This is a genomic window from Aminobacter sp. MSH1 (assembly GCF_003071665.1).
In the GTDB taxonomy this organism is placed as follows: domain Bacteria; phylum Pseudomonadota; class Alphaproteobacteria; order Rhizobiales; family Rhizobiaceae; genus Aminobacter; species Aminobacter niigataensis.
Genome location: NZ_CP026265.1, coordinates 2,425,486 through 2,446,666 on the forward strand (window position 1 = coordinate 2,425,486; position 21,181 = coordinate 2,446,666).

Sequence of the window (21,181 nt, forward strand, 5' to 3'; positions counted from 1 at the left end):
CCCCCGTCGCATCCCACACAGGATCCGGCGAACAATGGCCGTGCCAGTGGCCCTCCAAGACACGTCCACGCGGAATTCGCTGCGTGTCACATACCGATTGAGAGACTCATATGTTCCGCTGGTTTGAAAACAGACTGAATCCGTTCCCCGTGGAGGAACCGGTCGAGCCGCCGAGGACGCTGGTGGCGTTCTGCCTGCACTACACCAAGGGTGCTTGGCCCTACATCATCGTGGCAGCCGTGCTCACCTCGCTGATCGCGCTCGCCGAAGTGTGGATGTTCGGCTTCCTCGGCAACATCGTCGACTGGCTGTCGAACCAGAACCGCGAGACCTTCCTTGAGAACGAGGGCTGGAAGCTCGCCGGCATGGCGTTCATCGTCATGGTCATCCTGCCGGGCATGGTGGTGCTGCAGTCGCTGGTCAACCAGCAGACGCTGATGGGCAACTATCCCATGCGCATCCGCTGGCAGGTCCATCGCTACCTGCTCAAGCAGTCGATGAGCTTCTACCAGGATGAGTTCGCCGGCCGCATCGCCACCAAGCTGATGCAGACCGCGCTCGCCGTGCGCGAATGCGTGGTCAAGCTCATCGACGTGCTCAACTACGTCATCGTCTATTTCCTCGGCGTGCTGTTCATCGTCGGCTCGGCCGACCTGCGCCTCGCCGCGCCGCTGATCGTCTGGCTCTTCTGCTACGTGCTGTTGCTGCGCTATTTCGTGCCGCGCCTCGGCAAGCTTGCCGAAGAGCAGGCCGACGCGCGCTCGACCATGACCGGCCGGGTCGTCGACAGCTACACCAATATCCAGACGGTCAAGTTGTTCTCGCATTCGCGCCGCGAGGCGACGTTCGCAAAAGAAGGCATGTCGCTGTTCATGGACACGGTCTACCGGTCGATGCGGCTGGTGACCTCGCTCTACGGCGTGCTCTATCTGCTCAACTCGACGCTGCTCTTGTCGGTCGGCGCGTTGTCGATCTGGCTGTGGCTCGGCGGTGTCGTCACCATCGGCGCGGTCGCCGTCGTGCTCGGCCTGGTGCTGCGCCTGTGGGGCATGTCGCAATGGATCATGTGGGAAGTCTCGGGCCTGTTCGAAAGCATCGGCACCGTCCAGGACGGCATCACCTCGATCTCGATGCCGCGCCTGGTCGAAGACAAGCCCGGTGCCAGGGAGATCGTCGTCGACAAGGGCGAAATCTTGTTCGACAACGTGCGCTTCCACTACGGCAAGAAGAAAGGCGTCATCGAGGATCTCACCCTCAATGTCCGTCCGGGCGAGAAGGTTGGCATTGTCGGCCGTTCCGGCGCGGGCAAGTCGACGCTGGTCAACCTGCTGCTGCGCTTCTACGACATCGAGGGCGGCCGCATCGTCATCGACGGGCAGGACATTTCGACCGTGCAGCAGGACAGCCTGCGCGCGCATATCGGCATGGTCACGCAGGACACGTCGCTGCTGCATCGCTCGGTGGCCGACAACATCCTCTATGGCCGTCCCGATGCCACGGAGGCGATGATGGTCGAGGCGGCCCGTCGGGCCGAAGCTCTGGATTTCGTCTCCACCCTGTCCGATCCCAAGGGCCGCAAGGGCTTCGAGGCGCATGTCGGCGAACGCGGCGTCAAGCTGTCCGGCGGCCAGCGCCAACGCATCGCCATCGCCCGCGTCATGCTCAAGGATGCGCCGATCCTGATCCTCGACGAGGCGACCTCTGCACTCGATTCCGAGGTCGAGGCGGCGATCCAGGAAAACCTCTACCGGCTGATGGAAGGCAAGACCGTCATTGCCATCGCGCATAGGCTCTCCACCATCGCGGCCATGGACCGGCTGGTGGTGATGGACAAGGGCCGCATCGTCGAGCAGGGCAGCCATGACGAACTGGTCGCCAGGGGCGAGCTCTACGCCTCGCTGTGGCAGCGCCAGTCGGGTGGGTTCCTGCTGGACGACGTAGCAAGCGAGGCGGCCAACGACGCCGAGGCCAAGGGCCAGGCGGCGGAGTAGGGCGAGGTGCCGCGAGGCCGACGCCCTCCCTCCCCCTTGTGGGGAGGGGAAACCACGGCGACCCCACACCCAGCGCATCCTCCTCTTAATGTGAACACACCGCCCAACATTCGCTCGGCTTAGCGGCACGTTTCTCCTGCCAAGCTGCGGTTGCCTCGTGCATCGGTTGGGCCGAAAATAGCGAGTCGTTGCCGCGGGATAGCCCAGAGTGCTCATGAACAGAATCTACAAATGGTTCGAAAGCTGGGTCTATCCCTTCCGCGAGCCTGACAGCCTTCGGCCTCCCGCCACCGTCTGGGGTTTCCTCTGGCACTATGTCGGCCAGGCAAAATTCGCCTTCTTCGCCATGCTGGTCATCGGCGGCATCGCACCGCTCGTCGAGGCGGGGCTTTTCTACTTCGTCGGCCGCCTCGTCGACATCCTCGACGGGCTGCCCACCGACCGCAGCTGGGCTGCCCTTTGGGACGTCGCCGGCGCCGAAGTGCTGTTCATGGCAGTCGTAGTGCTTGTCGTTCGCACGCTGATCGTCGGCCTGTCGGCGCTTGTCGACGAGCAGACGATCACGCCGGGCTTCTACAATCTCGTGCGCTGGCAGGCGCATCGCCACGTCTCGCGCCAATCCTATTCCTTCTTCCAGAACGACTTCGCCGGCCGTATCGCCACAAAGGTCTGGCAGGCGGGGCAGGCGACCGGCGACCTGATGGAAAGCTTCATCGAGGTCGTGTGGTTCATGCTTGTCTACACCATCACCACGCTTGCCGTGGTCGCGGGTCTCGACTGGCGGCTCGCCGCGCTTGTCGTCATCTGGATCGTCGCCTTCGGCTTCCTCGCCAATCACTACCTGCCGTCGATCCGCAAGCATGCCGAGGCCACCGCCGAAGCCGGCTCGATGATCAACGGGCGCATCGTCGATTCCTATTCCAACGTGCAGACGCTGAAGCTGTTCGCCGCCGATGGCGACGACCGCTACATTCGTTCCGGTTTCGACATCTATCTCGATGCGCTGCGCCCGTTCACGCGCCGGCTGACCGGCGTGCGGCTGGCGCTGACGGCGCTGTCGGGCGTCATGATCACCGCGATTGCCTGGTACTCGATCCATCTGTGGATCGAGGGCGCCATCTCGGTCGGCGCGGTCGCCTTCACGCTCAGCCTGGTTTTGCGGCTCAACATGCTGCTCGGCCGGCTGATGATGCAGCTCAACGGCATTCTCCGGAACCTCGGCGTGCTGGAAAACTCTAAGGCGCTGATCAGCCAGCCGCTCGGGCTGACCGACAGGCCGGGCGCTGGCCAGCTCGAGGTGACGGGCGGCGAGATTCATGTCGACAAGGTGGTGTTCCATTATGGCAAGGGCGGCGGCGTGCTCGACAGCATCGACCTTGTCGTCAAGCCGGGCGAAAAGGTCGGCATCGTCGGTCCTTCGGGTGCGGGCAAGACGACGCTCGCCAATCTCATCCTGCGTCTCTACGATCTCGAAGGCGGCCGTATCCTGATCGATGGGCAGGACATCGCGACCGTCACCCAGAATTCTTTGCGGGCCTCCATCGGGGTCGTCAGCCAGGATACCGCATTGTTCCACCGTTCGCTGCGCGACAACATCAAGCTCGGCAAACCCGACGCCACCGACGACGAGGTCATCGCCGCGGCGCGCAAGGCCGAGGCGCACCAGTTCATCGGCACGCTCGAGGACAATCGCGGCCGCAGGGGCTACGACGCCTTCGTCGGCGAGCGCGGCGTCAAGCTGTCGGGCGGCCAGCGCCAGCGCGTGGCGATTGCGCGGGTGTTCCTCAAGGATGCGCCGATCCTGATCCTCGACGAGGCGACCTCGGCGCTCGATTCAGACATCGAGGCGGCGATCCAGGAGAACCTGCAGGCGCTGATGCAAAACAAGACCGTGCTCGCCATCGCGCACCGCCTGTCGACCATCGCGGCCCTCGACCGGCTGATCGTGCTCGACCAGGGCGGCATTGCCGAACAAGGCACCCATGACGAGTTGCTTGCGCTCGACGGGCTTTATGCCCGGCTGTGGAAGCGCCAGTCCGGTGGTTTCCTGTTTCACGAAGACAGCGTGCTCGACGAATCGAGGCCAGCGTGATGGCGCTTTTCATGGCCCCCTCATCCGGCCCTTCGGGCACCTTCTCCCCGCTGGGGAGAAGAGGAAGGCTGAGGCGCCGACAATCTCCTCTCCCCGGTGGGGAGAGGGTGGCCGAGCGAAGCGGAGGCCGGGTGAGGGGGCCTTGTTCGCAATGAGGAAGGCTTTCGCCACATGACTCCCGAGCCCTTCCGCGAAAAGTTCTGGCGTCGCTTCGAAGGCGCCATCGACCCGTTCCAGGACACCGATCGTGAGGTGCTGCCCGAAAGCGCATGGGCCTTCATCCTCTATTTCGCCCGGCAGGCGAGAGGACCGTTCACGCTGCTGCTGATCAGCGGCTTCCTGGCCGGTGCGATCGACGCGGCGCTCTACTGGTCGGTCGGCTGGCTCATCGACCTGCTCGATTCCACCAGCCCGCAGCGGCTGTTCGCCGAGCACTGGCCGGAACTCGCCGGCCTGCTGGTGCTGATCCTCGTCGTCCGCGCCGTCATCATCATCGGCTCGGCCATCGTCGAGCAGCAGATCGTCGTGCCCGGCTTCTTCTCGATGGTGCGCTGGCAGGCGTTCCGGCGCGTCATCGAGCAGCCTTACGATTTCTACCAGAACGATTTCGCCGGCCGCATCGCGACCAAGATCGTGCAGGGTGGCGAAGCCGTCGGCGACTTCATCGTCAATGTGCTGCAGACGATGTGGAGTTTCCTCACCTTCGTGCTGCTGTCGCTGACCATCCTGGTCTCGCTCGACCCGCTGATGGGGGCGGTGGTGATGCTGTGGTTCGCCAGCTATGCCGCGATCATCTATTTCCTGCTGCCCGAGATGCGCCAGGCCGGCCGCGCCACCGCCGACCAGCGCTCGATCTTCAACGGGCGCCTCGTCGATGCCTTCACCAACATCATGGCGGTCAAGCTGTTCGACAGCGGGCGGCGCGAGCATGCTTATGTGCGCGACGGGCTCGAGAGCTATCTCGGCGCCGTCGTCCGGCTGACCCGCTCCATCACCACCGTGCGTGCGGCGGTCGCGGTCATCAATGGCGCGATGATGGCGGCGGTCGCTGCCATCTGCATCGTCAGCTGGACCCGAGGCGAAATCTCGACCGGGGCGATTGCCGCAGCACTCGGCCTCGTCTTCCGGCTCAACCAGATGTCCGGCTGGATGATGTTCAACATCAACGGCCTGGTGCGCAACTATGCCACCGTGCAGGACGCCACGCGCACCATCTCGGTGCGCCCGGCGATCCGCGATGTCGAGAACGCGGCCGTGCTGCCGCGTGCGACCGGCGACATCGTCTTCGACAACGTGTCGTTCCACTACGGCAAGGGCAGCGGCGTGATCGACAAGCTCAGCCTGCACATCAAGCCGGGCGAGCGTGTCGCGCTGGTCGGCCCCTCCGGTGCGGGCAAGACGACGCTGGTCAACCTTGCGCTGCGCCTGTTCGACGTGGAGGAGGGCCGCATCCTGATCGACGGCCGCGACGTGCGCGACATCACCCAGGCGTCGCTGCGCGCCCAGTTCGGCGTCGTCAGCCAGGAGGCGATGCTGATGCACCGCTCGATCACGGACAATATCGGCTACGGCCGGGCAGGGGCCTCGCAGGCCGAGATCGTTGATGCCGCCCGGCGCGCCGCCGCTCACGACTTCATCGTCGACGTCGCCGATCCGCGTGGCCGGCGCGGATATGACGCGCATGTCGGCGAGCGCGGTGTCAAGCTGTCAGGCGGACAGCGCCAGCGTGTGGCGATCGCCCGGATGATGCTCAAGGATGCGCCGATCCTGATCCTCGACGAGGCGACCTCGGCGCTCGACAGCGAGGTCGAGGCGGCGATCCAGGACAATCTCTACAAGCTGATGGAGGGCAAGACGGTCATCGCCATCGCCCACCGGCTGTCGACCATCGCCGCGCTCGACCGGCTGATCGTGCTCGACGAGGGCCGCGTCGTCGAGGAGGGCAGCCACGATGCGCTGATCGCCAGGGACGGGCTCTATGCGCAATTGTGGAAGCGCCAGTCCGGCGGCTTCCTGGCCGACCGGCTCGCGGCGGAGTAGGATCGAGTCATGTCTTCTGTCCGCCCGCCTTCCATCCTGTCCAACCGTTCCGAGCAGACGCTCAACGTGCTCGAATACGAGTTCCTCGCCGAAAAAGCGGCAGCGCTCGGGCGCGCTGGCGACCGGGTCGGCGAGGCGCTCGGCAAGCTCAATGCGCATCAGGGCAACGGCGACGAACGGCGCGTCTTGCTCAAGGCGGCGGCTGACGCGGTCTACGCCTATTTCATTCAGCGCGAGCTCTGCGGCCTGCGCAAGCATGACGACGCCATTCGCGACTATGGCATCCCGCGCGAGGTGCTGGTGCGACTCGGCGCTGCCTGATCGGCCCACGGTCGTTTCCCGGCGCAAGTTTGGCCTCGCCGGGGCGAGCCCGGCCTCCCTGGTGTTGCAGGCATGCCCGGTGTCGCAAAATCCGCTGATTTCCGCCATTTCCAGCCAGTTTTCCACCGCCTTGCGTTGTCCCCGCGACAATCTGCCCATGTGCCCTGTCGCGTCTGGACAAAAAGAGGCTTCACGCATAAACCGAAGTCCAAATGCCGGAGGAATTCGCTAGCCTGGTTGCCATGCGCCGTCGGGCTGGCATTGTTGAGCGGGGACAAGTGCTCAGCCTTCGGTGGTATTGAGGCAGAAGGATCAGGTCCCTTGAGCGCAACCGATACGAGCGAGCCCAATCGCCGCGATTTTCTCTATGTGGCCACCGGCATGGCCGGCGTGGTCGGTGCAGGCGCCATTGCCTGGCCCTTCATCGATCAGATGCGCCCGGACGCGTCGACGCTGGCCGCGTCCTCGATCGAGGTTGACGTCACGTCGTTGACGCCCGGCATGTCGCTGACGGTGAAATGGCGCGGCAAGCCGGTGTTCATCCGCAACCGCACGCCCGAAGAGATCAAGGCAGCGCAGGACGTGCCGCTCGCCGACCTCAAGGATACGGTCGCACGCAACGCCAACATCGCTGCCGACGCCCAGGCGACGGACGTCGATCGCACGGCCGGCAAGGACAAGGAAAACTGGCTGGTCATGGTCGGCGTCTGCACCCATCTGGGTTGCGTGCCGCTCGGCCAGCAGGGTGATTTCGGCGGCTGGTTCTGCCCTTGCCACGGCTCGCACTACGATACGGCTGGCCGCATCCGCAAAGGCCCGGCGCCCGAGAACCTTCATATTCCGACATTCCAGTTCGTTTCCGACACCATGATCCGGATAGGCTGAGGCAGGGGGACTTAATTCCATGAGCGGTGGACACTCGACCTATTCGCCCAAAACCGGCATCGGCCGCTGGATCGATGCGCGCATGCCGCTGCCGCGGCTGGTGCACGATTCATTCGTCTCCTACCCGGTGCCGCGTAATCTGAATTACGCCTACACCTTCGGCGGCATCCTTTCGATCATGCTCGTTGCACAGATCCTGACCGGCGTCGTGCTGGCCATGCATTACGCCAACGACACGACGCTGGCCTTCCAGTCGGTCGAAAAGATCATGCGCGACGTCAACTCCGGCTGGCTCTTGCGCTACATGCACTCCAACGGTGCGTCGTTCTTCTTCATCGCCGTCTACATCCACATCATGCGCGGTCTCTACTACGGCTCCTACAAGGCGCCGCGTGAGCTGCTGTGGATCCTCGGCTGCATCATCTACCTGCTGATGATGGCAACCGGCTTCATGGGCTACGTCCTGCCCTGGGGCCAGATGTCCTTCTGGGGTGCTACCGTCATCACGGGCTTCTTCACCGCCATTCCGGTGGTTGGTGAATGGGTGCAGCAGCTGCTGCTCGGTGGCTTCGCCGTCGACAACCCGACGCTGAACCGCTTCTTTGCGCTGCACTACCTGCTGCCGTTCATGATCGCCGGCGTCGTCGTCCTGCACGTCTGGGCGCTGCATGTCGTCGGCCAGACCAACCCGACCGGCATCGAAGTCAAGTCGAAGACCGACACCGTCGCCTTCACGCCCTATGCAACCATCAAGGATGGTTTCGCCATGGTCGTGTTCCTGGCCGTGTTCGCCTACTTCATCTTCTACATCCCGAACTTCCTCGGCCACCCCGACAACTACATCATGGCCGACTCGCTGAAGACGCCGGCACACATCGTTCCGGAATGGTACTACCTGCCGTTCTACGCGATCCTGCGCGCGATCACCTTCAACATCGGCCCGATCGACTCCAAGCTCGGCGGCGTGCTGGCGATGTTCGGCTCGATCGCGGTGCTGTTCGTCGTGCCGTGGCTCGACACCTCGAAGGTCCGCTCGGCTGTCTACCGCCCGTGGTACAAGCTGTTCTTCTGGATCTTCGTCATCAACGCGATCTTCCTGGGCTGGCTCGGTTCCCGCCCCGCCGAAGGCGCCTACGTGATCATGTCGCAGCTGGCCACGCTCTACTACTTCGCGTTCTTCCTGGTCATCATGCCGGTTCTCGGCCTGATCGAGACGCCGCGCCGCTTGCCCAACTCGATCACCGAAGCCGTGCTCGAGAAGAACAAGGGCGGCTCCGCTCATCCGGCAGGTGCGACCGCTGCACCCGAGACCCGCGGCTGAACCAAAGAGAATCTGAGAGGGATTTTGGAATGAAAAAGATTCTCAACGGTCTGGCTGCCATCGGCTTCGTGCTCGCCGGCACGGCCGGCGTGGCGCTGGCTCAGGAAGCGCACAATGCGGCCGAGCCGACGCACTTCCCGATCCACAAGCCGAAGGAAATGGACTGGACCTTCGCCGGCCCGTTCGGCACCTACGACAAGGGCCAGCTCCAGCGCGGCCTGAAGATCTACAAGGAAGTGTGCTCGGCCTGTCACTCGATGGACCTGGTGGCGTTCCGCACGCTCGAGGACCTCGGTTACTCAGAAGCGCAGGTCAAGGCCTTCGCTGCCGAGTACGAAGTGCAGGACGGCCCGAACGGCGATGGCGAGATGTTCACCCGCAAGGCTCTGCCTGGCGATCATTTCCCGTCGCCCTTCCCGAACGCGATCGCGGCTGCCGCGGCCAATAACGGCGCTGCCCCGCCCGACTTCTCGCTGATCGCCAAGGCGCGCGGCGTCGAGCGTGGTTTCCCGACCTTCGTGTTCGACATATTCACCATGTACGCGTCGAACGGCCCGGACTATATCCACGCGCTTCTGACCGGCTACGACGAACAGCCGCCGGCCGGCATGGAAGTTCCCGAGGGCACGCACTACAACCCGTTCTTCATCGCCGGCAAGTCGCTGGCCATGGCCAAGCCGCTTTCCGACGGCCAGGTGACCTACGAGGACGGTTCGCCCGAGACGGTCGAACAGTACTCCAGGGACATCTCGGCGTTCCTGATGTGGGCTGCCGAGCCGCACCTTGAGGCGCGCAAGCAGACCGGCTTTGCCGTCATGATCTTCTTGGTGCTGTTTGCCGGCCTGATCTACGCCACCAAGCGCAAGGTCTGGGCCAACGCCCACTGATCTGGGCTGGCCGACATGAAATCGAAGGGCGCTCGCAAGGCGCCCTTTTCTTTTGCCGCCTGAGCCGTCAAAACTGTCGGGTAACGGAGCCCCCACCGATGAATACCTCGCTTGAACAGACGCTGCTCGGCGCCATCAGGACCATTCCGGACTACCCGCGCCCCGGCGTGATGTTCCGCGACATCACCACGCTGCTCGGCAATGCGCGCGCTTTCCGGCGCACCATCGACGAACTGGTTCATCCCTATGCCGGTGCCAAGATCGACCAGGTGGCCGGCATCGAGGCGCGGGGCTTCATCCTGGGCGGCGCCATCGCGCACCAGATGTCGGCCGGCTTCGTGCCGATCCGCAAGAAGGGCAAGCTGCCGCACGAGACCGTGCGCATCGCCTACAGCCTCGAATACGGGCTCGACGAGATGGAGATGCACAAGGATGCGGTCAAGACGGGCGAGAAGGTCATACTTATCGACGACCTGATCGCCACCGGCGGCACTGCGGAAGCCGCGGTCAAGCTGCTGCGCCAGATCGGCGCCGATATTGTCGCCGCCTGTTTCATCGTCGACCTGCCGGAACTCGGCGGCCGCAAGAAACTCGAAGCGCTCGGCGTCGATGTGCGCACGCTGATCTCCTTCGACGGGCACTGAGGGACCTACTGGTCTCTGGCAGCGTAGAGACGTTCTCCACGCTTGGCGCTTTTCCCATCATTTTTCGCGCGACTTGCCGGGCCGCTGTAGCGCGGCCCTGAGGTCGCTTGTTCGGCGATCTCAGCCGCGGATCCGGCAACGGCGCCGTCGCCGTTCGAACTCATGCCGGCGCGATTCCTCGGCCCGACGGGCACCGCAATGCGGCCGCGCCGCTGAAACAAACGAAACACTCCCGAGCTCTTGCAGAAAAACGCCTGAAATGACGGCGGCGTAGGACAGGACGTGCCGCGCGTGCGGCAGGTTCAACCGGCGATACGCGCATCCCCGCTGCCAGGCCCCCAAGACTTCCTGGCCGAGGTGCCGACGCGTCTTGCTCCGAAACACGAGTGTTCCAAAATGCTGAAGTCAACTGCTTCGCAAGATTTTCCCGCACGGCTCCGCGCGAGCCTCATTGGCCAGGACCATCCCGACTATGAGGCGTCGCGCGCGCTTTACAACGCCATGATCGACAAGCGGCCGCGCTGGATCGTTCCTTGCACCGAGGTCGCCGACGTGGTCGCGGCCGTCAATCATGCCCGCGACAAACAACTGCTTGTTGCCATTCGTGGCGGCGGTCACAACGGACCGGGCTTCGGCAGCTGCGACGGCGGCATGGTCATCGACATGTCGCCGATGAAGCGGGTCGACATCGATCCCGCCACGCGCACGGTCCGTGTCGAGGCCGGCTGCACCCAAAGGGAGGTCGACCGGGCTACCAGCGTTCATGGGCTGGCGGTGCCGGCCGGCATCGTCTCCACCACCGGCATTGCCGGGCTGACGCTGGGCGGCGGCACCGGCTATCTCACGCGCAAGCACGGCCTGACCATCGACAATCTGCTCGCAGCCGAGGTCGTGCTGGCCGATGGTCGCATTGTCACGGCAAGCGCGGACGTACACCCAGAGCTGTTCTGGGCGTTGCGCGGCGGCGGCGGCAATTTCGGCGTCGTGACGCGCTTCACCTTCCGGGCGCATCCGGCGAAGGATGTCTATGCCGGGCCGATCTTCTACGACATCGCGCATGCCGCAGAGATCATGCGCTGGTACCGCGGCTTCCTGCCGGTGGCGCCGCGCGAACTCGGCATGTTCTTCGGTATCAAGACGGTGCCGTCCTGCGATCCGTTCCCGCGCGAAATCTGGGGCAAGCGCATCTGTGCGCTGATCAGCTGCTACAACGGCACCGAGAAAGACGGCATGCGGGCGATGCAGCCCGTGCGTGAAGCGCTTCCCAAGCCGCTGATGGACGGCATGATGCAGTTACCGTTCGCCGATCTGCAAGGCCTGTTCGACCCGCTGCTGCCGAAGGGGCTGCAGTGGTACTGGAAGGGCGACTATGTCGACGAGCTGTCCGATGCGGCCATCGCCGCCCATGTCGAGCACGGCTCGAAGACCCCGAGCGAGCTGTCGCTGATGCATCTCTATCCCATCGACGGCGCGGTCCACGACGTGGCTCCCGAGGCCACTGCCTGGGGCGCCCGGCGCGCGCGCTGGTCCATGGTCATCGCCGGCATCGATCCCGACCCGGCCAAGGCGCCGGAGCTCAGGCGCTGGGCAAGCGCCTACTGGGCGGCGGTGCACAAGCACAATGCGCATGGCGGCGCCTACATCAACTTCATGATGGACGATGAGGGCGAGGCGCGCGTACGTGCCGCCTATGGCCCCAATTACGAGCGGCTGGTCGCGGTCAAGCGCCAATACGACCCGGCAAACCTCTTCCGGGTCAACCAGAACATCCGGCCGTAGGTTTCCGCTCTGGATGAAGCGCGCGGACTCACCTTCTCCCCTTGTGGGAGAAGGTGGATCGGCGCGCAGCGCCGAGACGGATGAGGGGTGCTGGGAGGAATGAGCGGGTTCAGGTGAAGCCGCACTCCGTCCAGCACCCCTCATCCGCCCCTTCGGGGCACCTTCTCCCACGAGGGGAGAAGGGGAAGACCCCGCTATCCCACCTTCACCAGCACGGCGCTGTCGAACTCGACGACCTTGTCGCCGGTCGAGTCGAAGCCTTCGGAATGCAGCGTCATCATGCGCCAGCCGGGGCGCGAGGCGAGCGGGCGGTGGTCGATGCCGCGCCGCGTGTAGGTCACCGTTTCGCCGGCAAACACCGGCTTCAGCCATTTCAGGTTCTTGAAGCCGGGCGAGGGGCCGAATTCGGGCTTCGGTCCGGGGCCGTCCCAGGGGCGGCCGCGATGCGCCAGGTTGAGCTTCATCCACACCGCCGTGGTGTGCCAGCCCGAGGCGCAGAGGCCGCCGAAGACGCTCTTCTTGGCCGTTTCCTCGTCGGTATGAAACGGCTGCGGATCGTATTTGCGGGCAAAGTCCTTGATCGCCTCGGCGCTGAAGTGATGGCTGCCGAGCGTGATGGTGACGCCGATGCCGAGATAGTCGTCGAGGGTCATCGCGCGGCCTCGCGGGTCAGGAACATGCAGGTATTGACCAGTTCGAAGACCGGCTCGCCCTTCTGGTTGACCAGTTCCGCACGCCAGCTGACGAAGCCAAGCCCCGGCTTGGAACGCGACAGGCGGCTGGACAGGATGGTCAGCTTGCCGCCCAGCGTGTCGCCGGCCAGCACCGGCTTCTTCCACTTGGCATAGTCGATGCCCGGCGCGCCCTGCGAGGTCGAGTCGAGCAGCAGTGCGTCGCACAGCATGCGCATGAACATCGAGCAGGTGTGCCAGCCCGACGCCGACAGCCCCCCGAGGATGCTCGCCTTGCCGGCCTCCTCGTCGAGGTGGAAGGGCTGGGCATCGAACTCCGAGGCGAATTCGATGATCTCCCGGGCGAGGACGGCCTTGCTGCCGAGGTCGATGACGACGCCTTCGGCGAGGTCCTCATACGCCCATGTCTTGTTGCTGCTCATCGGCAATCCTGTTCAAGCTTGTACGATAACCTTGGACCGGCCCTGCGGGTCGCGCAAGGCCGGCTTGGGGCAACTCGTTGGCTCAGAGCCAGCCGCGGCGGCGGAACCACCAGAACGGCAGGATGGCGGAGACGACCATCAGGCCGAGCGCGAACGGGTAGCCGAGCGCCCATTTGAGCTCGGGCATCAGGTCGAAGTTCATGCCGTAGATCGAGGCGACGAGCGTCGGCGGCAGGAACACCACGGCCGCGACCGAGACGATCTTGATGATGCCGTTCTGCTCGATGTTGATCATGCCCAAGGTGGCGTCGAGCAGGAAGGTGATCTTCTGCGACAGGAACGAGGCGTGGTCGGTCAGCGACGCCACGTCGCGCGACAGCGTCTTCACCCGCGCCTTGGCGTCCTTGCCGTTCTTGGCCTGCCCGGTGGCGCTGGCGAGGAAGCCCGCCAGGCGCTGCAGCGAGGTCAGGCTGTCGCGCATGTTGGACGTCAGCGACTCCTTGCGGCCGATGCCCTTGAGGATCACCTGGAAGTCGCGGTCGCGCTTCGAGGCCTTGGTCGCCGTCGGGTTGAAGATGTCCTTCGACAACAGCTCGACCTCGCGCGAAACGCGCTCCAGTACGTCGGCGAGCCGGTCGACGATCGCCTCCAGCAGGCCGACGAGGATCGTCTCGCCCGTGGTGCAGCCGATCGCCGCCTTCTCGGCCCGCAGCGGAAAGGACAGGAACGCCTTGGGCTCGTGGTAGCGGATGGTGACCAGCAGGTTGCGGCGCAGCACGAAGGTGACCGGCGACATCACGGGAAAGTCGCTGTCGGCCTGCGAGGGCAAGGTGGCGGTCATGAAGTAGGCGCCGTCCTCGACATAGAGGCGGGACGAGATCTCGATCTCCTCCATCTCCTCGCGTGTCGGAACCCCGACGCCGAGCCACTGCTCGACCTCGGCCTCTTCTTCCCTCGTCGGATTGAGCAGGTCGGCCCAGACGATCTTGTCCTTTTCGGCCGCAATGCTGTCTGCAAGGCGCAGACGATCGTTTTCCACGACGAATGCCTTGATCATCGCCGGTCTCCCATACTGGAGCTGATATCGTGCCCGATCGCGGGCCGGGTTGCTGGATTGCGCCGGCGGGGTCACGAAGGACTGGGCCAGCGCCTAGGCGCGATAGACCCGGGTGGCTGCGACGTCAAGTTGCAAATCGGCAAGGTGGCGGGATGTAGCGGGTCTAGGTGCGGCCAGCGCCACGGGGCGCATGTCGTCTTGAAGTAGATATATAGTGTTCGTATAGGATATTCGGTGAGAGATAATGCGTTGTAAGTTGTTTTAAGTTTTCATAGCGGAGATGGTTGTGCTACGAGGCGATTCTTAGTGTGGGGACTTAGCATGAGAAAGATTATGGTATTTTCCGCTGCATTCTTTGCAGCGGCAAGTGGCGCTATCGCTGCCGATAACGTCGTTGGTGACTCCGTGCCGGAAGCACCTGTGGCATCGTTCTATGATTGGTCCGGCGGCTACGTCGGCGCGTTTGGCGGCTGGGCGCGCGGCAAGACGACTGCCACCGACATTGAGGGCGAAGAGTACGGTGGTGCGACTCCCGGGGCGACGATGAGCCTGTCAGACGACGGTTTTGTCGGCGGTGTGACGGCAGGTTACAATTTTCAGCATGGTTCATGGGTCTTTGGCCCTGAACTGGAGCTGGGCTGGGCCTCAATCAAGAAGACCCACATTGACCCTAATGACAACGAAGACGGCCTGTTTGCGCAATACGGATTTTATGGGACCGCCACAGGTCGGTTGGGCTATGCTGCCGATCGTACCCTCTTTTATGGCAAGGGCGGCCTGGCCTTTGCTCGCATCAAGAGCGCCGGTGGCGAGTTCGATGGCGTCGGCGAGGAGAATGACGACGGCTATTGGGGCTTTGACGGCAACGAGGCCGGCTTTGGCAACAAGACGCGGCTTGGCTGGACGATCGGTGCCGGCGTTGAGCATGCGCTGTCCGAAAAGTGGACCGTCAAGGCCGAGTACCTCTACGCTGATTTTGGCAGTAGCACGTACAACAATCTTGAAGATCCAGACAGCCCCTTCAAGTTCAGGGACAAGCTCCACGCCGTCAAGTTCGGCGTGAACTATCAGTTTTGATGGAAATCTGCAGGATGAAAAGAAGCCCCGCCTTGAGCGGGGCTTTTTTGTCGACTCGTGCCGGCGCGCAACCGTTCAGAAGAACTCGTCGAGCAACTGGTAGTACGAGAGCCTCGCCGGATCGGCATCGGGCAGGCCGTAGAGCTCGAGGAATGGCGCAACCCATTCCGGGCCGAGATTGAGATGGATGCTCCAGCACAGGATGCCGAGATCCTGGTAGCGGTCGGCGACACCGAGGCGGCTGCAGTCGATGAAGCCCGTGAAGCGGCCGCCCTCGGCGATGAAGTTCGGCATCGAGGCGTCACCATGCGTCACGACCAGCTCCTCGCTGGCAGGCCGGCGCGCGAGCACTTGCTCGAACACGGTCTCGGCCGATTGGCCGAGCCACTCGTCGTCGAAGTCCTCGACATCGACCACGCCCGCCTCCATGCGTGCCCTGGCGAGAGGGATGCGTCTGGAAAGACGGTGGTCGAAGGGGCATGAGGCGATGTCGAGCGCATGCAGCCGGCGCAACGCGTCGGCTATGATGGCAATCGCCTCGGCAGCAGGAACCTCCTGCGTGACGAGGTCGCCGCCCGGCAGCGCCGTCATCAGCAGCCAGTGAAGCCCGGCATGGGTCTCGAAGACGATGACTTCGGGGCAGGGTACGCCCTGCCCACCCAGCCAGCGTAGCCGGGCCACCTCGTCGGGCAGCTCGGCAAAGTCGCCTGTTTCTTCGGTCTTGAGGAACAAGGTAGACTTGCCCGATGCCTCAAGCCTGAAGACGCTTGCACCTGAGGCGCCGATCGTCTGCCGCTGCCAGTCGTAGCCGGCGAGCGCTTCACGCAACGTGGAGGGAAGATCGATCTCGACAGTTGAATGCTGGGTCATCTGCTCCCTGGCGGACATGAAGTAGGCTACGCAGCTGACATGGAGGTGCTCAGTCTTCTCGCGTGTCCTGCAACGTCGAACTGCGCAAAAGCAAAAAAGGCCGGGGTTACCCCGACCTTTCTCTAGCGTCTCGACATCCGATGCCAGTACATCCGTGGTCAAAGGTGGAGACGATCTGCAAATCTCCCGGCGACCGTAGCCAAGGTTGGTTAGCAAAAGGTTAACGCTGCGGGATGAGGAGTTGGTCGAAAGCCACGTATGCAAAGGCGGGCGACTGACCGTCTCATCGCACCGCGCCAAAAGGAAAAGCCCCGCGATGCGGGGCTTTTCGTATGCGGATGCGACGGCCAGGGGCTAGGTGTTGAACTTGAACAGCATCACGTCGCCGTCCTGGACGACGTACTCTTTGCCTTCGTCGCGCGCCTTGCCGGCTTCCTTGGCCGGAACTTCGCCGCCGAGCGTGACGAAGTCGTTGAAGGCGATGGTCTGGGCGCGGATGAAGCCGCGCTCGAAGTCGGTGTGAATGACGCCGGCCGCCTGCGGCGCCTTGGCGCCCTTGTGCACGGTCCAGGCGCGCGTCTCCTTGGGGCCGACGGTGAAGTAGGTGATCAGGTGCAGGAGCTCGTAGCCGGCGCGGATGAGCTTATCCAGGCCGGGCTCCTCGAGGCCGAGATCGGCTAGGAATTCCTGCGCCTCCTCGTCGGGCAGTTGCGCCACTTCGGCCTCGATGGCGGCGGAGATGACAACGACGCCGGCGCCCTGCGCCGTAGCCATTTTCTCGACAGCCTGGGTGTGCTCGTTGCCGGTGGCAGCGTCGCTTTCGGCGACGTTGCAGACATAGAGCACCGGATGCGAGGTCAGAAGGTTGAGCCCCTGCAGGATTTCGAGGTCCTCGGCAGCGATGCCCTTGAGCAGCAGGCGCACCGGCTTGCCGTCCTGCAGCAGCGTCAGGGACTGCTCCATCATCGGCAGGACGGTGGTCGCTTCCTTGTCCTTGCTGGCGGCGCGCTTGCGGAACTGCACGATGCGGCGCTCGAGGCTTTCGAGGTCGGCGAGCATTAGCTCGGTCTCGACGGTCTCGGCGTCGGCGACGGGATCGATGCGGCCTTCGACATGGGTGATGTCGTCGTCCTCGAAACAGCGCAGCACGTGCACGATGGCGTCGACCTCGCGGATGTTGGCGAGGAACTGGTTGCCCAGGCCTTCACCCTTGGAGGCGCCGCGAACGAGGCCGGCGATGTCGACGAAGGAGATGCGGGTCGGGATGATCTCCTTCGACTTGGCGATCGAAGCGAGCTGCTTGAGGCGCGGATCGGGAACCGCGACCTCGCCGGTGTTAGGCTCGATGGTGCAGAACGGATAGTTCGCCGCCTGCGCGGCAGCCGTGCGCGTCAGCGCGTTGAAAAGCGTCGATTTGCCAACGTTGGGCAGGCCGACGATGCCGCATTTGAAACCCATGGTCTTTTGGTCCTATCGGGAAATCGGAATTTGCTCAGGGCTATGGGCGATAGGGCCTAAGATCGTCAAGTCTTTCAGCGTCGCACGCGGTATTGCGTATGCACTGCGCCATTGGCCAAGGGCTTGGCAAAGGCGAGATCGAGCCAGCGATCGGCCTGTTTGCCGCCGAAAGCCCGGATGCCCGAGCCGAGGATTATGGGGATGGTGCCGATCTCGATCGCGTCGAGCATGCCGGCGTCCATGAACTGGCGGGCAAAGTCGCCGCCGCCGAGAAGCCAGATGCGGCCTTTGGCGCCGCGCGCGCGAAGATTGGCAAGCATTTCGGCTGGCGTGCCGGCCATTGCTTCGGCGTTTTCGGGTAGGTTGTCGAGCGGGCGCGAGGTGGCAACCAGGCAAGGGTATTGGGCGTAGGCCCATTCCGGTTCGCGGCGGACGACATCATAGGTGGCGCGGCCCATGACGATGCCGCTCAGTGACGCCATGAAGCCGGAAAAGTCGTAATCGTCATCAGGTGGAAAGTTGTCGAGCCAGTCAAACGTACCGTCCTCGCGGGCAATGAAGCCGTCAAGCGACATCGCGAACATGTAGATGACGTCGTCAATGCCCGAAGAGACCATCGGAACCGTTTCTTGTTGCCAAAGAGTGTTTCCTACCATGGGATCTGTCGGAGTTATGTCAGGAGCCCTCAGCGAGCGCACGGGGCATTGGGTCAGTCCGGATCCTTGTCGTAGGCCTTGGTTCCCGGAGGCAGGACAACCCATGGATGACGGCGGCAGTCGTAGACGGAATCCTCGGGAGGCGGAAAATGCGGATCGGCGAATGCGCCGACTGCCACTGCCACAAACGCACTCTCGGCGCCGGCTTCGGTGTGGAACAGGTTCGTGCCGCAGACCGGACAAAACCTGAAGGTGTAGCGCGAGCCTCTGTCGCCGAGGCGCAGGTATTCGGTTGCCGTGCCCGTTACCTTGTAGGGCGGAGCGAAGGCGGCCAGGGCGGCAAAGACACTGCCGGTGCGGCGCTGGCAGGCGAGGCAATGGCAGATGCCGACGCCGAGCGGTGCGCCGTCGACCTCAATGCTCAGTTGCCCGCAGGAGCAGGACGCAGTTCGGGCTTGCACGATGACACCTCGCCTGACGGTTGCATCGGATCAAAGGGCATTGCGCGCCCTTATCGCATGAACGGAGGCGAATGTCTTCGCAGGCCCCTCAGTCCTTGCCGAGCAGCTTCTTCAGCATTGCGGCCATTGGGCCGGTCTCGGGAACCTTGACGGTGGGCTGGTTCGGGCGGGCCTGGCGGATATGGCTCTGGGCCTTGGGCGCCTGCGGCTTGGGGGCTTTCGGCGGCGGGGTGTCATCAGTACCGGTCGGCTGAAGCTTGTCGCGCAGCCCGACAGTGACCTTGTTCATGAAGCCGTTGTCGTCGCCCTTTGCCAGCAGGTCGGTGCTGTCGGCCACGAGGTCGAGCAGCACTTCCAGCCATTCCTTGTCGGCCTTGGCGAAGTCGCCAAGGACATGGCCGTGCACCATCTCCTTGACGCCGGGATGACCGATGCCGATGCGGACGCGGCGATAATCCTTGCCGATATGCTGGTCGATCGAGCGGATGCCATTGTGGCCGCCGGCGCCGCCCCCAACCTTGACGCGCACCTTGCCGGAGACGAGGTCGAGCTCATCGTAGAAGACGGTCAGCGCCGAAGGTTCGAGCTTGTAGAAGCGCAGGGCCTCGCCGACCGACTGGCCGGACAGGTTCATGAAGGTCTGCGGCTTGATCAGGATGATCTTCTCGCCGGCGATGTTGCCTTCGGCGATCAGTCCCTTGAACTTCTTCGTCCAGGGCGAAAACGAATGGCGGCGGGCAATTGCGTCCGCCGCCATGAAGCCGACATTGTGCCGGTTGTTCTGGTATTGCGCACCCGGATTGCCGAGACCTGCAAAGAGCAGCATGTTCGGGTCCTCCGGAGGCGAAGGCTATTCTGCCTCGGCAGCAGCCTCGGTCGTGGCTTCTTCCGACTTCGAAGCCGAGGTGCCGGCGATCGTGGCGATGGTGAAGTCGCGGTCGGAGATGACGGGCTTCACGCCCTTGGGCAGCTTGACGGCCGAGATGTGGATCGAGTCGCCGATGTCGGTGCCGTCGAGGTCGACGGTGATGGACTCGGGGATGGCGTTGGCCGGGCAGTGGAGCTCGACCTCGTGACGGACGATGTTCAGCGTGCCGCCGCGCTTGATGCCGGGCGACTTCTCTTCATTGATGAAGTGAACCGGAACCTGGACATTGACTTCGGTGTTTGCGCCAACGCGCAGGAAGTCGACATGCATTGGGAAGTCACGAACCGGATCGAGCTGGAAGTCCTTGGGCAGGACCTTGATCTTCTTGCCGTCGACGTCGATCGTTGCCACGGTGGTCAGGAAGCCGCCGCCATGGATCTTGTAGAAGACGTCCTTGTAGGACAGGGCGATGGCCAGGGGAGGCTGCTTGTCGCCGTAAATAACTGCAGGCACTTTACCGTTGCGACGAACTTCACGGGCGGACCCCTTACCGACCAGTTCGCGTGCTTCGGCCTTGAGCTCGTATGTTTCGCTCATGGCATTTCCTTTCGGTTGTATGGAGCGCCTACGGCTGGCATGAAGCCTGATCCGTAAACGTCGAAAGCCGCCGGGTGAGGCGGCCTTCCGCCGCGTTGCCTCCAAGGGTGTCTACGCGGGTGGCGGCTCTATATCCGAAGGTGGCCAAAAGTGCAACCGCCGGGGCTCCCGGGCGCTGGCTCGGTCGTGGTGCCGCCGTGGCTGCTCGCGAAAACACCGCAGTGCCTGTATCACGCCCGTTCGAATCGTTCACGGTCGCAATCAGCCATGCAAGAATTTCTCCTGCTCGACCTGCCGGCGGGCACAATCCTGGTCCTCGTCGTCGTCGCCTTCGTCGCCGGCTGCGCGCGCGGCTTCTCGGGTTTCGGCGGTGCCCTGATCTTCGTGCCGGTGGCAAGCTCGCTGGTCGGTGCGAAGCTCGCCGTGCCGTTGCTGCTGATTGTCGACCTCGTGCTGACCCCGGGCCTCATCCCCAATGCCTGGCGCAACGCCGACCGCGCCAATGTCGGCGTCATGGCGCTCGGGGCGGCGGTTGGCGTGCCCACTGGCACCTACCTGCTCACCCAGCTCGACGGCGTGGTGATCCGCTGGGCCATCGTCGCCATCGTGGTTGCGCTGCTCGCGCTGCTGATGTCGGGATGGCGCTACCACGGCCGTCCCCACGCCACCATGACTGCCGCCGTCGGCATGACCTCGGGGCTGTTTTCCGGTGCGGCACAGGTCGGCGGGCCGCCGGTCGTTGCATACTGGCTCGGCGGCGCCTTCCTGCCGCAGACGGTGCGTGCCAACATCGTGCTCTATTTCGCGATTTCGAGCGTGCTGTCGATCGTGAGTTATCTTATCGCCGGGCTCCTGACCCTGGAGACGGTGGGGCTGTCGCTGACGATCGGGCCGACTTTCGCGCTGGGACTGTATATCGGCTCGTGCCTGTTCAGCCGCGCCAATGAGGCCACGTTCCGCCGCATCTGCTACGGGCTGATCGCGACGGCTGCGATCGTCGGCCTGCCCGCCCTGGATGGCGTGTTGAGATGATTGCAGCTGGCGCCGCTTTCAAATAGAATTC

Annotated in this window: 21 protein-coding genes; 12 read left to right on the forward strand and 9 right to left on the reverse strand. The window is 63.9% G+C overall.

What is annotated here, in order from left to right:
- Positions 1–110 precede the first annotated feature (110 nt).
- The 10 genes from CO731_RS12015 (at position 111) to CO731_RS12055 (ending at position 11,960) form a co-directional block, all read left to right on the forward strand.
- Positions 111–1,991: an ABC transporter ATP-binding protein gene (locus CO731_RS12015; protein WP_108607295.1), complete on the forward strand. Its 1,881-nt coding sequence runs from the start codon at positions 111–113 to the stop codon at positions 1,989–1,991.
- 214 nt (positions 1,992–2,205) lie between these two features.
- Positions 2,206–4,083, forward strand: a complete 1,878-nt coding sequence (locus tag CO731_RS12020) for an ABC transporter ATP-binding protein (protein ID WP_108607296.1) — start codon at positions 2,206–2,208, stop codon at positions 4,081–4,083.
- Between the two features lie 171 nt (positions 4,084–4,254).
- On the forward strand, positions 4,255–6,123 hold the full coding sequence (locus CO731_RS12025) for an ABC transporter ATP-binding protein (RefSeq protein ID WP_108607297.1): 1,869 nt from the start codon (positions 4,255–4,257) through the stop codon (positions 6,121–6,123).
- Positions 6,124–6,132: 9 nt separating this feature from the next.
- Complete coding sequence (locus CO731_RS12030) at positions 6,133–6,444, forward strand: DUF6665 family protein (RefSeq protein ID WP_108607298.1); 312 nt, start codon at positions 6,133–6,135, stop codon at positions 6,442–6,444.
- Positions 6,445–6,765: 321 nt separating this feature from the next.
- Complete coding sequence (petA, locus tag CO731_RS12035; RefSeq protein WP_108607299.1) at positions 6,766–7,329, forward strand: ubiquinol-cytochrome c reductase iron-sulfur subunit; 564 nt, start codon at positions 6,766–6,768, stop codon at positions 7,327–7,329.
- Positions 7,330–7,348: 19 nt separating this feature from the next.
- Complete coding sequence (locus CO731_RS12040; RefSeq protein ID WP_108607300.1) at positions 7,349–8,650, forward strand: cytochrome b/b6; 1,302 nt, start codon at positions 7,349–7,351, stop codon at positions 8,648–8,650.
- 29 nt (positions 8,651–8,679) lie between these two features.
- On the forward strand, positions 8,680–9,537 hold the full coding sequence (locus CO731_RS12045) for a cytochrome c1 (protein ID WP_108607301.1): 858 nt from the start codon (positions 8,680–8,682) through the stop codon (positions 9,535–9,537).
- Between the two features lie 98 nt (positions 9,538–9,635).
- Positions 9,636–10,181 carry an adenine phosphoribosyltransferase gene (locus CO731_RS12050; protein ID WP_108607302.1) on the forward strand — a complete coding sequence of 182 codons (546 nt, stop codon included), beginning with the start codon at positions 9,636–9,638 and terminating at the stop codon, positions 10,179–10,181.
- Between the two features lie 107 nt (positions 10,182–10,288).
- Positions 10,289–10,444 carry a hypothetical protein gene (locus CO731_RS28740; RefSeq protein ID WP_159091627.1) on the forward strand — a complete coding sequence of 52 codons (156 nt, stop codon included), beginning with the start codon at positions 10,289–10,291 and terminating at the stop codon, positions 10,442–10,444.
- Positions 10,445–10,577: 133 nt separating this feature from the next.
- Entirely contained in the window at positions 10,578–11,960 is a 1,383-nt protein-coding gene (locus CO731_RS12055; protein WP_108607303.1) for an FAD-binding oxidoreductase, read from the forward strand.
- Positions 11,961–12,154: 194 nt separating this feature from the next.
- Here CO731_RS12055 and CO731_RS12060 read toward each other — a convergent pair whose 3' ends face one another.
- The 3 genes from CO731_RS12060 to corA all read right to left on the reverse strand — a co-directional run bounded on the left by CO731_RS12060 (position 12,155) and on the right by corA (position 14,131).
- Positions 12,155–12,613 carry a MaoC family dehydratase gene (locus CO731_RS12060; RefSeq protein WP_108607304.1) on the reverse strand — a complete coding sequence of 153 codons (459 nt, stop codon included), beginning with the start codon at positions 12,611–12,613 and terminating at the stop codon, positions 12,155–12,157.
- Positions 12,610–13,074 carry a MaoC family dehydratase gene (locus tag CO731_RS12065; RefSeq protein ID WP_108607305.1) on the reverse strand — a complete coding sequence of 155 codons (465 nt, stop codon included), beginning with the start codon at positions 13,072–13,074 and terminating at the stop codon, positions 12,610–12,612. The genes CO731_RS12060 and CO731_RS12065 overlap by 4 nt, the downstream gene beginning before the upstream one ends.
- 82 nt (positions 13,075–13,156) lie before the next feature.
- Positions 13,157–14,131 carry a magnesium/cobalt transporter CorA gene (corA, locus tag CO731_RS12070; protein WP_108607306.1) on the reverse strand — a complete coding sequence of 325 codons (975 nt, stop codon included), beginning with the start codon at positions 14,129–14,131 and terminating at the stop codon, positions 13,157–13,159.
- A gap of 321 nt (positions 14,132–14,452) precedes the next feature.
- Here corA and CO731_RS12075 point away from each other — a divergent pair, with 321 nt between their 5' ends.
- Positions 14,453–15,208: an outer membrane protein gene (locus CO731_RS12075; protein WP_108607307.1), complete on the forward strand. Its 756-nt coding sequence runs from the start codon at positions 14,453–14,455 to the stop codon at positions 15,206–15,208.
- Positions 15,209–15,283: 75 nt separating this feature from the next.
- On the opposite strand, the gene CO731_RS12080 is transcribed toward CO731_RS12075, so the two are convergent.
- From CO731_RS12080 to CO731_RS12105, 6 genes are all read right to left on the reverse strand, one after another.
- Positions 15,284–16,078, reverse strand: coding sequence for an APH(3')-II family aminoglycoside O-phosphotransferase (locus CO731_RS12080; protein ID WP_108609794.1), 795 nt, complete (start codon positions 16,076–16,078; stop codon positions 15,284–15,286).
- 354 nt (positions 16,079–16,432) lie between these two features.
- A complete protein-coding gene (ychF, locus tag CO731_RS12085) occupies positions 16,433–17,536 on the reverse strand; it encodes a redox-regulated ATPase YchF (protein WP_108607308.1) in 1,104 nt (367 codons plus the stop codon).
- A gap of 74 nt (positions 17,537–17,610) precedes the next feature.
- Complete coding sequence (locus CO731_RS12090) at positions 17,611–18,153, reverse strand: dihydrofolate reductase family protein (protein WP_108607309.1); 543 nt, start codon at positions 18,151–18,153, stop codon at positions 17,611–17,613.
- 92 nt (positions 18,154–18,245) lie between these two features.
- A complete protein-coding gene (locus CO731_RS12095) occupies positions 18,246–18,653 on the reverse strand; it encodes a GFA family protein (RefSeq protein WP_108607310.1) in 408 nt (135 codons plus the stop codon).
- Between the two features lie 88 nt (positions 18,654–18,741).
- Positions 18,742–19,479: an aminoacyl-tRNA hydrolase gene (gene pth / locus CO731_RS12100; protein WP_108607311.1), complete on the reverse strand. Its 738-nt coding sequence runs from the start codon at positions 19,477–19,479 to the stop codon at positions 18,742–18,744.
- A 24-nt stretch (positions 19,480–19,503) separates the two neighbouring features.
- Positions 19,504–20,118 (reverse strand): 50S ribosomal protein L25/general stress protein Ctc, encoded by a 615-nt coding sequence (locus CO731_RS12105; RefSeq protein ID WP_108607312.1) that lies wholly within the window; start codon positions 20,116–20,118, stop codon positions 19,504–19,506.
- 267 nt (positions 20,119–20,385) lie between these two features.
- Between CO731_RS12105 and CO731_RS12110 the strand changes: the two genes are divergently transcribed.
- The gene (locus tag CO731_RS12110; RefSeq protein WP_108607313.1) at positions 20,386–21,150 is read left to right on the forward strand and encodes a sulfite exporter TauE/SafE family protein; all 765 of its coding nucleotides are present in this window, start codon (positions 20,386–20,388) and stop codon (positions 21,148–21,150) included.
- Positions 21,151–21,181: the final 31 nt, after the last annotated feature.